The organism is Caballeronia sordidicola, assembly GCF_002220365.1.
GTDB lineage: Bacteria > Pseudomonadota > Gammaproteobacteria > Burkholderiales > Burkholderiaceae > Caballeronia > Caballeronia sordidicola_C.
In genome coordinates this window covers 199,588-213,516 of sequence record NZ_MTHB01000256.1, presented here as the reverse complement: position 1 = coordinate 213,516, position 13,929 = coordinate 199,588, and the positions used below count along the sequence as shown (strand labels likewise).

The 13,929-nt window shown below is 59.5% G+C and carries 11 protein-coding genes and 1 pseudogene; 5 read left to right on the top strand and 7 right to left on the bottom strand.

Annotated features, from left to right (window positions below; genetic code table 11):
- Positions 1 to 20: 20 nt before the first annotated feature.
- The gene (locus BSU04_RS36880) at positions 21 to 1,310 is read right to left on the bottom strand and encodes an MFS transporter (protein WP_179258565.1); all 1,290 of its coding nucleotides are present in this window, start codon (positions 1,308 to 1,310) and stop codon (positions 21 to 23) included.
- A 100-nt stretch (positions 1,311 to 1,410) separates the two neighbouring features.
- Between BSU04_RS36880 and BSU04_RS36875 the strand changes: the two genes are divergently transcribed.
- A complete protein-coding gene (locus tag BSU04_RS36875; protein ID WP_089165157.1) occupies positions 1,411 to 2,313 on the top strand; it encodes a LysR substrate-binding domain-containing protein in 903 nt (300 codons plus the stop codon).
- Between the two features lie 128 nt (positions 2,314 to 2,441).
- Here the strand turns inward: BSU04_RS36875 and BSU04_RS36870 are convergent, their stop codons facing one another.
- Together BSU04_RS36870 and BSU04_RS36865 are read right to left on the bottom strand one after the other, a co-directional pair.
- Positions 2,442 to 3,350 carry an alpha/beta fold hydrolase gene (locus tag BSU04_RS36870; protein ID WP_089165156.1) on the bottom strand — a complete coding sequence of 303 codons (909 nt, stop codon included), beginning with the start codon at positions 3,348 to 3,350 and terminating at the stop codon, positions 2,442 to 2,444.
- 32 nt (positions 3,351 to 3,382) lie between these two features.
- Positions 3,383 to 4,606, bottom strand: a complete 1,224-nt coding sequence (locus BSU04_RS36865) for an MFS transporter (protein WP_089165203.1) — start codon at positions 4,604 to 4,606, stop codon at positions 3,383 to 3,385.
- A gap of 106 nt (positions 4,607 to 4,712) precedes the next feature.
- Between BSU04_RS36865 and BSU04_RS36860 the strand changes: the two genes are divergently transcribed.
- From BSU04_RS36860 to BSU04_RS36845, 4 genes are all read left to right on the top strand, one after another.
- Positions 4,713 to 5,609 carry a LysR family transcriptional regulator gene (locus tag BSU04_RS36860; protein WP_089165155.1) on the top strand — a complete coding sequence of 299 codons (897 nt, stop codon included), beginning with the start codon at positions 4,713 to 4,715 and terminating at the stop codon, positions 5,607 to 5,609.
- Between the two features lie 535 nt (positions 5,610 to 6,144).
- Entirely contained in the window at positions 6,145 to 7,377 is a 1,233-nt protein-coding gene (locus BSU04_RS36855; RefSeq protein ID WP_373452907.1) for a cyclic nucleotide-binding domain-containing protein, read from the top strand.
- 69 nt (positions 7,378 to 7,446) lie between these two features.
- A complete protein-coding gene (locus BSU04_RS36850) occupies positions 7,447 to 8,187 on the top strand; it encodes a motility protein A (RefSeq protein ID WP_089165153.1) in 741 nt (246 codons plus the stop codon).
- 15 nt (positions 8,188 to 8,202) lie between these two features.
- Entirely contained in the window at positions 8,203 to 8,916 is a 714-nt protein-coding gene (locus tag BSU04_RS36845; RefSeq protein ID WP_179258564.1) for an OmpA family protein, read from the top strand.
- An 817-nt stretch (positions 8,917 to 9,733) separates the two neighbouring features.
- Here BSU04_RS36845 and BSU04_RS36835 read toward each other — a convergent pair.
- The 4 genes and pseudogenes from BSU04_RS36835 to epsC form a co-directional block, all read right to left on the bottom strand.
- Positions 9,734 to 11,715: pseudogene (locus tag BSU04_RS36835) on the bottom strand (family 2A encapsulin nanocompartment cargo protein cysteine desulfurase).
- Positions 11,690 to 12,622: a family 2A encapsulin nanocompartment shell protein gene (locus BSU04_RS36830; protein ID WP_089165150.1), complete on the bottom strand. Its 933-nt coding sequence runs from the start codon at positions 12,620 to 12,622 to the stop codon at positions 11,690 to 11,692. The pseudogene BSU04_RS36835 and the gene BSU04_RS36830 overlap by 26 nt, the downstream one beginning before the upstream one ends.
- 114 nt (positions 12,623 to 12,736) lie before the next feature.
- Positions 12,737 to 12,967: a helix-turn-helix domain-containing protein gene (locus BSU04_RS36825; protein ID WP_047846259.1), complete on the bottom strand. Its 231-nt coding sequence runs from the start codon at positions 12,965 to 12,967 to the stop codon at positions 12,737 to 12,739.
- Positions 12,964 to 13,893 (bottom strand): serine O-acetyltransferase EpsC, encoded by a 930-nt coding sequence (epsC, locus tag BSU04_RS36820; protein ID WP_089165149.1) that lies wholly within the window; start codon positions 13,891 to 13,893, stop codon positions 12,964 to 12,966. Before epsC ends, BSU04_RS36825 begins: the two co-directional genes overlap by 4 nt.
- Positions 13,894 to 13,929 lie beyond the last annotated feature (36 nt).

Genomic DNA, 13,929 nt, shown 5'->3' with positions numbered 1-13,929 from the left:
AGGAATTCGAACGAAAGTGTTTAGCTCCGTCCGACGCCTTGCTGGCAGGCCGGCATCAGAGTCGACCGAAAATTCAGCGAAGGCGCCTGGTCGTCGCGTACCAGGAACTGGTTGATGCGGTGTCGCCGGCTCGCCAGGACGACGATCGGAATGAGGATCAGCATCGTCGCTGCCTGGCAGACGTAAAGCTGGCGATAGAGATGATGTCCGGCGCTTATCGCGACGATGCCGTAAATGAGGAGGCCGGCAGCGCCGTTGAGCACGTTGAAGCTTGCGTTCACGCGCCCCTGATAGTGCGGATCGGTTGCCCGCTGCGCGGCACTGAGCGCAATGACGCTGCTCTGAAAACTCACGCCTAGTCCGACATAGGTCACGAATGCGGCGAGCAATCCGCGGCATTGCGCAAAGGCAAGCAGACTGGACGCAGCGACAAGAAATCCCAGTACAAGGATGGTGCGCCGACCAAATCGGTCCGCGAGCCGAACAATGACGAGACCGCTGACGATCGCGCCGAGCGCATAGCCCGCATCGATCTTCCCGAAAGCGTCGGCGCCAAGACGAAGCTCCTCGCGCACGAACGGCGCCAGCATGGCATTGATGCCGAAGATGACCGTCATGTTTGCGAGCATGAGCCCGTAGAAAAACGCGATCTCCGGGCGCTCTGCTATATGACGCATGCCCGCGCGCAAATCGTTCAGATGTTTCTTCGCACCGCTCCCGGATGCGTGCGGGTCGAACTCGACCGCGCGCATTCGCCGCGCGACGACAAAACCGGAGAGCGCGGCGAGTAGATAGGTCATGCTGGCGACACCGACCGTAGCGGCCGCACCGATGGCCGCGAGCACGATGCCGGACGCGGCGGCACCCAGGATCTGGCCGGATTGCCCCGTGACCACGGTCAACGCGTTCAGACGAAACAATTCGTCGGGCGAGGCCTCCCGCGCAACGGCCGTCCGCCACGACAGGACCTGGATTTCATTTCCGAACGCAATAAGAAAGCTGACCGCATAGGCGGTTGGGGCCGTCGCCCGACCTGCGGCATAAAGAAGGCCGTAGCCCGCCAGTACGATCCAGCGGAAAAGGTCCGCCTGGCAGGCAAGGCGTGCCGGCTGACACCGGTCCAATGCCACACCAATGAACGGTGACAGCAGCACGCCCGGGAGGACCGTCATCACAAGCGTGATTGCTGCACTCGAGGGCCGACCCGTAATGCCGATGACTAGCCAGGTGTTGATCAGGAAGAAGAAGCCCGTGCCGACTTTGGCAGTTGCGATTGACACGCCATAGAGGCGTACGGTCTGTGGTGTCACGCGGCCCATCCCGTAGAAATCTGAATGTGCAGACACTAAGCGCTTTAGAATAATAAGAAAATTCGATAATTCTTATTCAACGCCTTCGAAAAACTGAACTATGGTCCGCGTGAATCTTGATATGGACGTGCTTCGCACGTTGGTGATCGCTCACGAACTGGGCAGCTTCAATCGGGCAGCGGATCGACTCGGCCGTTCGCAGTCGGCGATCAGCCAGCAGATTCGCAAGATCGAAGCGCAGGTTGGCGAGCCGCTTTTCCAGAAGCAAGGACGGGGTCTCGCGCTCACTTCGGCGGGTGAATTGGTACTGGCCTACGCCCGTCGAATTCTGGATCTCAACGACGAAGCGGTCTCCGCCGTTCGCGGCTTCACCATCGATGGAATCGTGCGTATCGGTCTTCCTGCCGATTTCGCGGAAGCCTGGTTGCCTGAGGTTCTCGGCCGCTTCAAACGCGCGCATCCAGCGGTGCGGATCGAAGCAGTTGTAGATCGGAACCGGCACCTGCTGGAGAGCCTCGACAAGGACGAGTTGGATCTCGTCGTTGCGCTCGGTAATGAGGCACGCAGTGATGCCGAACTGGTGGGCGTGTTGCCGTTGGCCTGGATCGGGCCGGTATCCTTTGAGAGGCTGTGGGCGCCCGGCGAGCCCATCTCGCTCGTGATGTACCAGACCCCATGCTTCTTTCGTCAACGCGCGCTTGCCGCACTGGACGATGCCGGTCTACCTTGGCGTATTGCATTCACCAGTCCTAGTCTTCACGGGCTATGGGCCGCTGTTGAAGCTGGGCTGGGCGTGACGCTGCGCACGACAGTCGGCTTACCGAATTGTTTGCAGACGGTAGGCGACGCGATGGGGTTGCCGGCGGTAGCACCTCCTACATTGAGCGTCTCGCTGCATGACGGTGGACGATCATTGCAGCCCGCCGCAGCGCGGTTACGGGAAGTCGTCATTGAAACATTGACAGGAAGTCTTCGGGATCTCTCGATGTCGACCAGCACCTGATCGGTCTTGGTCAGGATGCCGTATAAACGAATACGATGCAAGATTCCGCACGCGGTGCGCCAGTCCTTTTAACTACCTGCGAACGGGTGGCCGTAATAGAGCGATGCCGCTTTCTTCACCTCGCCCTCTTACTCGCCCGGCACATCGACCTGACAACGCCCGTCTTTCAGCTTGGCGTCGAGAAAACGCTTCATTAGCAGGGCCACCTCATCGCATGCCTCATCGAGCACGAAGTGGCCACCTTCGAGTAGATGAACCTCCGCGTCCGGCACATCGTTCCGGTACGCATGAGCGCCCGCAACTGAGAACGACGGATCGGTTTTGCCCCACAGGACAAGCGTAGGTGGCTGGTGTTTCCTCAAATACTCTTGCCACTGCGGATAGCGCTCGACGTTGGTCCGATAGTCGTAAAAGAGTTCGGTCTGAATGTCGATCTGACCGGGACGCGACAGAAACGCGAACTCGTCGGTCCAACTGTCCGGGTCGTAGCGCTCCGGATCCGGACTGTGACCAACATGACGAAGCTTCGTTGCGGCGAGCGAAAGGAGGTTGGCGCGCAGCGCCTGTTCGTGCGCCGCACGATCTTTCCAGAACGCCTTGCGCGTGTCCCATAACGGACCGAGCCCTTCATCATGCGCTACGGCATTTTGAACGACCAGCGTCTCGATCGCTTCCGGCCGTTGCAGAGCGACGCGCAATCCAACGGGACCGCCGTAGTCCTGCATGACCAATGTGTAGCGCTGCACCTGGAGCTTGTCGACCAAGCGCGTCATTACATCGGCAAGATGATCAAATGTGTATTCAAACTGATCCGGTGATGGGGCGCTACTGTGCCCGAAGCCGGGATAGTCCGGGGCAATCACGCGGTAGTCCGTGGCGAGCAACGGCATCAACGTTTCGTACATGCGTGACGACGACGGAAAGCCGTGCAGCAGCAGAATCACCGGCGCGTCATCGGGGCCTGCTTCACGATAGAACACGTCTAGTCCATCGATGTCGATGCTGCGATAGCGCATGGTGGCGCGTGTGGATGACATGGCAATTCTCCTCAAGATGCGGGTTGCGGCAATCATGCGCCGTGTGAGTTCTCGCGTGCATGCAGCACGGCGGCTGCGGCAAAAAACGCTAGCGTTGCCGTGCATACGCCGGGCCAGCCCCAATGAGCGAACGCCGGTCCAGCGATCGTTGCGCCCACGGCGCTGCCGAGAAAGAACAGACCTGTATAGAGGCCGTTCACCCGGCCACGTGATTCGGGCGAGAGCAAATTGATCGCGCGACGGCCGAGCGCCTGATCGGCTATCACGCCCCCATCGATGAAAAATGCCGCTGCCGCGAGCAGGCCAATCGACGCCATGCGGGGCATCCCGGGCACCAGGGAAAACGCCGCTACTAATGCCGCTCCCAAGACGATGAAATGTGCCAAGGTCGTCGCTCGCGCCGTCCAACCCTTATCGCCCGCCCGGCCGGCCAGCGGTGCGATAAAAACGCTGCCTCCGCCGGCCAGTGCGAACAGCGCCACCGCAGTGCTGCCCAGATGGAGCGGCGCACGCGTCAACACGATAGCCACGCTGCTCCAGAAGGTATTAAACCCTGCCATCAGCAATCCCTGGTACAGCGCACGCCGTCGCAGCACTGGCTCCTGCGCGACGAGTCGCCCCATCGATGTGAGCAAGTCGCGATACGGCGGCGTGCCCACTGGCCGCACGTCGGGTAGACGCGGCACCACGACGAGCGTAACGCCGGCGAGCAGCAGCGCGTCACCGGCATAGAATGCGCGCCAGCCGAACGCACCGCCGACGACGCTTGCAATCGGCCGCGACAACAGGATGCCTAGCATCAGGCCGCTCATTACATTGCCTACCACCTTGCCGCGCGATGCGGCTGGCGCGAGCGATGCGGCTGCCGGCACCAGCATCTGCACGACGCTCGCGGTCACGCCGACAGCGAAGGATGCCGCCAGAAACACCGCCGCCGCAGAGGCCGCGGCCGCCCCTGCGAGGCAGACGATTTGCGCGATCAGCGTCGCAGCAATCAATGCACGGTTCGGCCAGCGATCGACCAACGGCACGAGCCCGACCAGTCCAACCGCATAGCCGAACAACGTCAGCGCCGTCACGAGCGTAGTCCACGCGCCGAGATGCAATCCCGTCGCCAGCGGCCCGATCAATGTTTGCGATGCATAGAGCGGTAACACGGCGACAGCGACCATTGCTGCAAACCAGAAGGTGGCAACGGCCCGTGCCGGCAACTCTGCAGGGGCATTGGTGTTACATCGGAGAGCGGGAAAGTCCATGATCAGCACGCCGGAAGTGGGGGTAAATCGATGCTACTCCAGTGCCAGTTAATGATAATCAGCGTAAAGTTTGATTCATCCTCACGAAAATCGGGAGAATAGTCGGATGGACGCGCTACGTGATCTCGAAACATTGGTGGCGGTCGTTGAGGAAGGCAGCCTGACAAGCGCCGCGCGCCGCCTTGGGCGCTCGCTGCAGGCGGTCAGTCGTTCACTGCAAGAGCTCGAGCGTGCGCACGGCTCGACGTTGATCGTGCGCACGACGCGCACGTCCCGGCCAAGCGCTGCCGGCCTGCGCTATTACCAACGTATCAAAGGTGCACTGTCCGAGCTTGAACTGGCGCGCACGGAGTTGGCCGAAGAGGCCCACAAGCTCACGGGGCGCTTGCGTGTGAACGCGCCGACGCTGTTCGGGCCACAGTATGTCGCGCCGCTTGCCGCCGAGTTTTTACAACGGCATCCGCATTTGAGCCTGTCACTGGATCTGGGCGATGAGTATCGTGATCCCGCCGAAAGCGGCGCGGATGTCACGATTCGCATTGGCGAAATCCCGGATTCCAGATTGGTCGCGCGGCGCATCGGGACGATTCGCCGCGTCGTGTTTGCTGCACCCGGTTATCTTGCTGAACATGGCCGGCCGGCACATCCGCGGGACTTGACGAAGCACGATTGCGTCATTCGGACCGGCGTGGAGCATCCCGCGCGATGGCGCTTTTTCGATCGTAACGGCAAGGTTATCAACGTTAGTGTAGCGGGCCGATTTGACAGTAACCAGGTGGCCGCCGTCAACGCTGGAGCGGCGGGCGGAATGGGGATCGGAGTAGCGGCGTTCTGGCAGATCCGCAACTGGCTGGATGCCGGCATGGTCGAAGTCTTGCTGTCAGATTACGAGCTGTCGCCATTGCCGCTGCATGCGATGTGGCTCAAGACCAGGATGTTGCCGCAGAGGACCCGGTTGCTGGTTGATTTTCTCGCGGCGAGACTGGGGAATGAGAAGCTGTAGCGCTATACGCGCTCACTGGCAGCGAGGCGTCGGGTTCGCGTTCGCAACAACGAAGTGCCATCGTACTGATGGGTTATATGGCGATAAATGCATAGCAATACTTATTTATTGAAATCGCAAAAATGAAAGCGTTACAAACGAAGATCAATGCTACGACCTTGAAATTCAAGCAATGCTTTGCGCAGTGATCTCAGTTCCTCCTCACGCCTTGCTGCGGCAAAACCGTCTATTAAGCGCTCGCCGCAACACCGCGCTTTTACCCGCTGACGCATTCGGTCTTCCCATGCAAGCTTGACGCCAATTGGCCCTTGCGGACCCGCTTTAACGTTTGCGTATTTGCAGAAAATGATCGTTAGAACGCGCCCGGGAGCAGCGCTCTTACGCCCTCCTCCAATCGATCAATTTGTTGCGTAACCGTCGCTAAAGAGTTCCCAAAAAGGGCCGATATTGCACCCAGAACACGTAAATATCGGCCAAACGCTTGAGTGCCCGACAAACAAAAATGGGACCGGGCGTCAACACTTCGGGGGCTACATTGAATCAGGAAACCTTGTCCAGACTGCGGACAGTCGCACCGGGTGAAGTCATCTACTCGGAAGGGTATATCGGAACCTCGGCGATCTATGTGATTGCCGAAGGAAAAGTCGAGATTTCGGCGAAATGCGACGACAGGCGTGTTGTCCTTGCGACCCTGGGCAAGGGAGAGTGCTTCGGAGAGTCCGCGTTGTTGCCTTCGGAGCCGCGCGGGTCGACCGCGAAGGCGCTTAGCTTCTGCCGATTGAGCGTGATCGAAGCAAAGCTCGTCGAAGAAGAACTGGAGCGCGTCTCACCGCTCCTTCGCCACTTGATGCGCACGCTGATTCGCAGAAACAAAAGAAAGGACGAACTCCTGGCGACATACACGAACGCTGACTTCTTGCCCGGCATTGTCTCCTACGCCCACGTGCTCAGCTTGATGGCGGGAGGTGAAAGTCGGGAACCACGAGCTCGCCGGCTCCAATCCGATGAAGTGTCAATCGCGCTTACTGACGTCTGCAAGCGGTGCCAGGCAATAGCAGGGCATCCGCGCGTGCATGTCATGGCCATGCTCAAACGCATGGAGAAACTCAACCTCGTCATGCTCGAAACCGGTCACGCGGACTTTCTCGGCAACCTCCCGACTCCCGCCGCCGAAGACACCATCAGCAGGCAGGTTGTCACGTTCGATCCCGTGCGAATCATCGAACGTGCTCAACGAGTGGGTGACCACGATCTTGATATTTCGATCGCCAGCGAACTGGAATTGATAGAACTGTCTGACCTTGAGGCGCTTATCGGCGTCGAGAGACAGTTGATACTCGATAAGCTCTCGCGTGCGGAAATTGCCGAAGATATCTTCGCGTTCCGGCGAACCAAAGTACTGACGTACATCGAAAAGAACGGCGTAGCTTATTTCTCCAAGAAAAAGGCGCGACCAGCCAGCGAACTCGAATCGCTTACGGACCTTGATCTCATTGACGACCGCACGCTATTCGATGCCGTCAGCGCGTTCGATACCTACGATCTCGCGAAACTGCTCGCTTCGGCGACGGACCACACGGTCTCTGAACGGTTGCTTTCAGTCATGACCAAGGCACGGCAAAGCGAGACGTCGTGGATCATGCGGCGCGACCTCGTGATCAATCCTCTCGAGATACAGGACATCGAAGAACGCTTCATTCAACTGGTCAAGTCGATAAAAGCCGGGCCTGCAGCCGACGCCCCCGAACAGCTTTCGGTCGGAACCTGAATATCTGGCCAGTACGGCGGATCAGCATCGAAACCAGTCACAGTCGTCAAAATATAAACGAGAGATCGAATGGACATCCTAACGCTGTGCGGAGCGCTGCTTGGCATCGTCGCTATCGTGGCCGGGTTCACTTTGGAAGGTGGCCGCTTCCTGACGCTCTTTCAGGTGGAAGCGATTGTCATTGTGCTGGGCGGCACGATCGGCGCCGTGATGGTTCAGAACACGTGGGTCAAGTTTTCGGCCGGGGTCAGGCAACTCAGCATGGTTTTCACCAACGCCAAACCAGTGGATCGGGCAAACCTGACCATCTTGCTCGAATGGGGTCATAAAGCAAAAGTGGAAGGGATGCTCGCATTCGAAACCATCGATCCCGAAGGCATCAGCCCCTTTGCCAAGAGAGGACTGGAGCTGATCGCCAATGGTGTGCCGACTGCCGTGATCGAGGATGCGTTGCAAAGAGAACTGGACGCGTACGAGCGCAATCAGATGGCAGCGGCGCGGATATGGCTGCAGGCCGGAGGTTATGCTCCTACCTTCGGCATCCTGGGCGCGGTGCTGGGTCTGGTTCAGGTGACCGGGCACCTCCTGGAACCTGCTCAGCTTGGTCAGGGTGTCGCGGTCGCTTTTATCACGACGCTGTACGGACTGGCTCTCGCCAACATCCTGTTGCTGCCTATCTACGGAAAAATCAAGGCGCGGATCGATAGCGAATTACGCTTCAAGAAATTGTACTTTGACGGCTTGCTTGCCATCTCCCGCAAAGAGTCTCCGCAGTTGATCGAAGCCCGCCTTGTGGCGGATATTACTTAGAGGCGCATGAAGATCATGTCCTCAGTATCTACCAAACTCAAACCCAATCCCAAGTTCGACGACGAGGCTGAGATACTCTCCGAGCGGTGGCTGATTTCGTACTCGGATCTCGTGACCACCCTGATGGTGCTATTCATCGCGCTGTACGCGATGCAGCTAGCCCAGCATCGGGAAATTGAAACGAAAAGTCTGACGCTTGCACCGTTAGAGAAGCGGAGTGCAAACGACGTGAACGTTCAAGCGCCCCGGACTGCGGCGCTCGAACAGGTCCAGGCGTCCAGGAAAGAACTGATTTCCGCACTGAAGGCTATGCGCGACAAGCAGGAAATCCGGGTAATCGAAAGTGCGCGCGGCGTCGAGATCGAAATCAATGCGAAGATACTCTTTCGCTCTGGTGAGGCGCATCTGATGCAGGATTCAAACGCAGTGCTGGACCAGGTGGCGGCGGCGCTCAAGGAACACTCGGCGCAACAGATCCTGGTCGAAGGACACACTGATTCCGTGCCGATATCGACGGCAAAATACGAGTCAAATTGGGAGCTTTCGTCCGCGAGGGCCGGCTCGCTCGTACGATTCCTGGTCGATCGGGGCATCGAGCCACACAGGCTCGCGGCGATTGGCCGCGCGGACAATATACCCGCTGTGATGGGAGACGATCCATTTGCCCGCGCAGCCAATCGCAGAGTTGTGATCGTTGTGCAATACGATGTTCCGGCTAGCCCACGGTAAACCCGCGCGAATGAGGTGCCCAACGATCGGGTTGAGCGATGCAAAGAGCTTTGTTGTGGGGATATGACTGCGAGCGTGGGCTTTAATATCACGACGGCGCGGCTCGTACGATGATGTTGGTATGATTTCTCAACTAATCGAGGCGATCTGCAAGGAACTGACCCGGTAGCGTAGGCTTATCCAGCATACTCGCCGGCAATCCACGTTCTGATCGCCTGCACGAAATGAGAGCCCTGGAACCTTTACGACAAGCAGTTTTGCTTTGAGCTGACTCAAGATGGCAATCGATATCACCGGTCGGACGTTTGGCAGGCTTACCGCTCTATCCCGCGAGGACGGTTCTCGCTGGCTTTTCAGGTGCGCGTGCGGCGTCGAAAAGGTGCTCGCCGCTCAGAGCGTCAAGTACCGTAAGACGCTATCGTGCGGCTGCTTGCGTCAGATTGAAATCGCGGCCGGCAATCGCTTTGGCCAACTTACTGCGTCCCACTACGTGAATCACGGCAAGAACGGCGCACGCTGGTTTTTCCAGTGTGACTGCGGGTCCGGGAAGATCTTTCCGTCTAGTTACGTACGAAGCGGCCTTCGAACGTCGTGTGGATGCCGCGGGCGGACCGCTAAGGTCATCCGCGTGGCTGAACCAGGCGCGGACGTTTGGCCGTTCCCAAAGTGGCCCAGGGAACGCGGCGGCTGAACGACCTTCCGGAGCCAATCCCCTTACAGTCGCATATGGGGACCGTGACCAGGTGGCGCCCTTCTGTCAGCGCGCGGTCGCGGTGACCGCGCGCTGCGTTACTCGTTACTTATTTCCAGCTTCAGCCTACCGCCGCGACGAAAGCCTGCGCACGACGGACACGAGCCTGTCGACTTCGTCGCACGTGTTGTAAAAAGCTAGCGACGGCCGCACGGTCGCCTCCACGCCAAAGCGCCGGAGAATCGGTTGGGCGCAATGATGACCTGAACGCACGGCAATCCCTTCTTCGTTCAACGCCTGCCCTACCTCTTCCGTCTCGTAGCCCTTCAGCACGAACGACAATACGCTGGCTTTGTCCTTCGCGGTACCGATCAAACGCACGCCCGGCACCGGCTGCAATACGCTCGTCGCATAGGCCAGCAGATCGTGTTCGTAGCGCCGGATATTCTCGATGCCCACGCGCGTCATGTAGTCGATCGCAGCCCCAAGACCTACTGCGTCGGCAATGTTGCCCGTGCCCGCCTCGAAGCGATTTGGCGGTGCCTGGAACACTGTCTTCTCGAACGTCACGTCCGCGATCATGTTTCCGCCGCCTTGCCACGGCGGCATGTCCTCGAGCAGATCGCGTTTGCCAAGACCACGCCGATACCGGTAGGACCGAACAGCTTGTGGCCTGAGAACACAAAGAAATCAGCATCGATTTCCTGCACGTTCACACGCATGTGCGAGACCGATTGCGCGCCGTCAACCAGCGCCCGGGCGCCAGCACGATGCGCCATCGCAACAATCTCCTGCACGGGCACAACGGTACCCAATGCGTTCGACACCTGCGTTACCGAAACGATCTTCGTGCGGCTGTTGAGCAGCTTCTGATACTCGTCGAGACGGACCTGACCCGAGTCGTCGACTGGAATCACACGCAGCGTCGCGCCCTTAAGTGCGGCGAGTTGCTGCCAGGGCACGATGTTGGCGTGATGCTCCAGATGCGACACGATGATCTCGTCGCCCTCGCCAACGTTTTGGACGCCCCACGTCTTCGCGATCAGGTTGATGCCTTCTGTCGTGCCGCGCACGAAGATGATTTCTTCCGCCGATGCGGCGCCAATGAAGCGCCTCACCGTGTCGCGCGCACCTTCATATGCGTCGGTCGCGCGTCCTGCCAATGCATGCGCAGCACGGTGAATGTTCGAGTTCTCATGCGCGTAGAAATACGACAGACGGTCGATAACCGACTGCGGCTTCTGCGTGGTCGCAGCGTTGTCGAACCACACGAGCTGACGCCCATTCACGCGCTCCTGCAGAATCGGGAAGTCGCGACGAATAGCGTTGACATCGAAGGGGGGATGCGCGGAACCGGTCTGCGGCAAGTGTTCATTCGAATGTGGCGCACGGGCATTGTCGAGAAAGTAGAACGAACCGCTACGGTCAGGCTCACCACTCGTCGACACCGAACGCTCGTGTCCGTTGAACGAACGCAAGTCGTCAATAGAGGGCAAGCCGAGCGATTCGGACGTGGGCACATCATGACTGGGCAACGGCAATTCTCGGCTTGCGCTCGTGTCTCGAAGGAAATAAAACGGCGACGCCGATTGATCACGTTGACCGGCATCAGGCGCGCCAACGCCCAGCGCAGCGCCGCCGAAGCGAGGTTCCAGCGCCGGTGCGGCGCTCGTCACCGAGTCAGGTACGTTGTTTTGCGAAACCGCATGCGGCGCCAGCGCCGGCACCCGATTGCCCAATGACAATACGTGCGTGGGCGACGAAGGAAGCAGGTTGGCGCCTGGCGCCTTGCCCTGCGGAAGGCTCAGGCCCGGCACACCCGTCCCTGCACCGCCCGGCCCCGCCAACGGCGACCCAGGGGGCGCCGGGTTGCTCGCCGAAGCAAGCACGGGTGCCGCCACCGGCAACCCTGCCGAGAGCGACTCACCACTGCCACTGCCAAGGCTCGCAAGCGCGGGCGTAGCACTCCCCGGCAAGGCCGAAAAGAACGCATTCGCAAGACGCGACAACATGGCGGCATCCGGCAAGCCCACGGGCGCCGCGCCCGGCGGAACATCAGGAAGCGAAGCGCTGTTCACTGGCTTACTTGTAGGTGTCAGGATAGTCATGGTACTTGGCGATCTCCACGTCATCCAGAACCGCCAGTGCGTCCGGCGAGTGCACTGCGAGCGAGCAATACAGCGAAATCAGGTACGAGGCAATCGCATGGTTGTTGATACCCATGAAGCGCACTGAAAGCCCCGGCCCTTGCTCGCCTGCAACGCCCGGTTGGAAGAGGCCAACCACACCCTGGCGCTTGTCACCTACGCGCAGCAAGAGGATCTTGGTCTTGCCATCGGCAACAGGAACCTTGTCCGACGGAATCAACGGAATGCCACGCCACGTGAGGAATTGGGAACCGAACAGACTCACGGTCGGCGGCGGCACACCGCGACGCGTGCACTCGCGCCCAAAAGCCGCGATGGCGAGCGGATGAGTCAGGAAAAACGCGGGCTCTTTCCAGACGCGCGTCAGCAGTTCATCGAGATCGTCAGGAGTCGGTGCGCCAGTCAGCGGAAACACGCGCTGTTCTTCAGCAACATTCGCCAGGAGGCCGTAATCGGGGTTGTTAATGAGCTGGCTTTCCTGCAATTCCTTGATCGTTTCGATCGTCAGGCGCAGCTGTTCCTTGATCTGATCATGCGGACTACTATAGAGATCCGACACACGGGTTTGCACGTCGAGGACCGTGCTGACCGCGTTAAGAAAATACTCACGCGGGTTTTCGTCGTAAGGAACGAACGTTCGCGGCAGCTCGCTTTCGTCTTCACGTTGCGTACACGCCGCCTTCACTTCCTCGGGATTCTTGACCTGGTTCAACCTGTAGATACCAGCTTCGACCGGGACCCACTGCAACAAGTGCGTGAGCCATCGCGGGGTGATAGTCGATAGCTGGGGAACGGTCTTGGTGGCATTGGCTAGTTGCCGTGCTGCGTTATCGCCGAGCGCCGTCTGGCCGCCCACAGTTGCCGTCATGTGAAGCTCCAAAGTCTATAGAAGAAAAACGGGAATGCTTATCAGGAGACGTCATTATCAAGACGACGACCCCGATCATTCAACATGCTATAGACGGCATTTCGGAAAAAATGATCACCCTGGCCCGGTCACTGGCTCGGGTTGTAGTAACTCCGCCATGGGAACGTCGAGCGCGCGGGCGAGTTTGTGCACCGTAATAATGGATGCCGTCACCCTGCCGCGTTCAATCTCACCAATATAGGAGCGGTTCAGGCCGGCGTGCTCGGCTAGCTGCTCCTGCGACCAGGCCTGCGCCTCACGTAAAAGCCTGACGGCTGCGCCGAAGTTGCGGACGACTTCGGTCATGACACGGTCGCCGCAACGCGCGGTTGCACGCCGTCATTGCGCGAGATGGCCTGCGTGACGTTCGCACCCGGTTCAACGTCGTGGGTGAGCCACACATTGCCGCCGATCACCGCCCCCCGGCCAAGCGTGACGCGGCCGAGAATCGTGGCGCCCGCATAGATCACGACTTCATCTTCCACGATCGGATGCCGCGCCAACCCTTTCTCCAGATGCCCTTCTGCATCGCGGGGGAACCGTTTCGCGCCGAGCGTAACAGCTTGGTACACTCGCACGCGATCGCCAATGACTGTGGTCTCGCCAATCACCACGCCCGTCCCATGATCGATAAAAAATCCTTTGCCTATCCGGGCGCCTGGATGGATGTCTATGCCGGTTGCGCCGTGCGCCAGTTCAGCCACAATGCGCGCAAGCAGGCGAAGGTCGAGTTTGTATAGCTCGTGCGCCAGCCGGTGATGAATCATGGCGAGAACGCCGGGGTAGCAAAGCAGCACCTCGTCCACACTGCCGGCGGCCGGATCGCCGTGATAGGCGGCGAGCACGTCGCTATCAAGGAGCGTGCGGATCTCGGGAAGCCTGGCCGCGAACGCTCGAACCGCAACGCCTGCACGTGTAGCGATGTTCTCATCGTCACGTGACAGATGACGATCGCGGTATTGCAATTCGAGTTGTGCCTGGGCGAATAGCGCATGCAAGGCTGAATCCAGTGCATGCCCCACGTAGAAGTTTTCGCTTTCCTGCCGCAGATCGTGCGGCCCAAGCCGCATTGGAAAAAGCACGCCCTTCAAGGTCTCTAGAATATCGGCCAGCGCCTCTCGCGCGGGTAGTTCGCGCCCGCCCGGCTCGAGCGAGCGCTTCTGCACTTCGCGCCATTGCTGGCGCACCGTCTGGAGCGATTGGACGATGTCGTCGATGTCAAATGCGGCCACAGTCGGAGATCCTTCGGCGTCAAGCCATTAGAGTTA

What these genes read in the sequence shown, in the direction of transcription:
- BSU04_RS36860 (WP_089165155.1), top strand. Translation starts at nt 4,713, where the DNA reads ATGGACGCGCTACGTGATCTCGAAACATTGGTGGCGGTCGTTGAGGAA.
- BSU04_RS36850 (WP_089165153.1), top strand. Translation starts at nt 7,447, where the DNA reads ATGGACATCCTAACGCTGTGCGGAGCGCTGCTTGGCATCGTCGCTATC.
- BSU04_RS36870 (WP_089165156.1), bottom strand. Translation starts at nt 3,350, where the DNA reads ATGTCATCCACACGCGCCACCATGCGCTATCGCAGCATCGACATCGAT.
- BSU04_RS36825 (WP_047846259.1), bottom strand. Translation starts at nt 12,967, where the DNA reads ATGACCGAAGTCGTCCGCAACTTCGGCGCAGCCGTCAGGCTTTTACGT.
- BSU04_RS36830 (WP_089165150.1), bottom strand. Translation starts at nt 12,622, where the DNA reads ATGACGGCAACTGTGGGCGGCCAGACGGCGCTCGGCGATAACGCAGCA.
- BSU04_RS36865 (WP_089165203.1), bottom strand. Translation starts at nt 4,606, where the DNA reads ATGGACTTTCCCGCTCTCCGATGTAACACCAATGCCCCTGCAGAGTTG.
- BSU04_RS36845 (WP_179258564.1), top strand. Translation starts at nt 8,203, where the DNA reads ATGTCCTCAGTATCTACCAAACTCAAACCCAATCCCAAGTTCGACGAC.
- BSU04_RS36875 (WP_089165157.1), top strand. Translation starts at nt 1,411, where the DNA reads ATGGTCCGCGTGAATCTTGATATGGACGTGCTTCGCACGTTGGTGATC.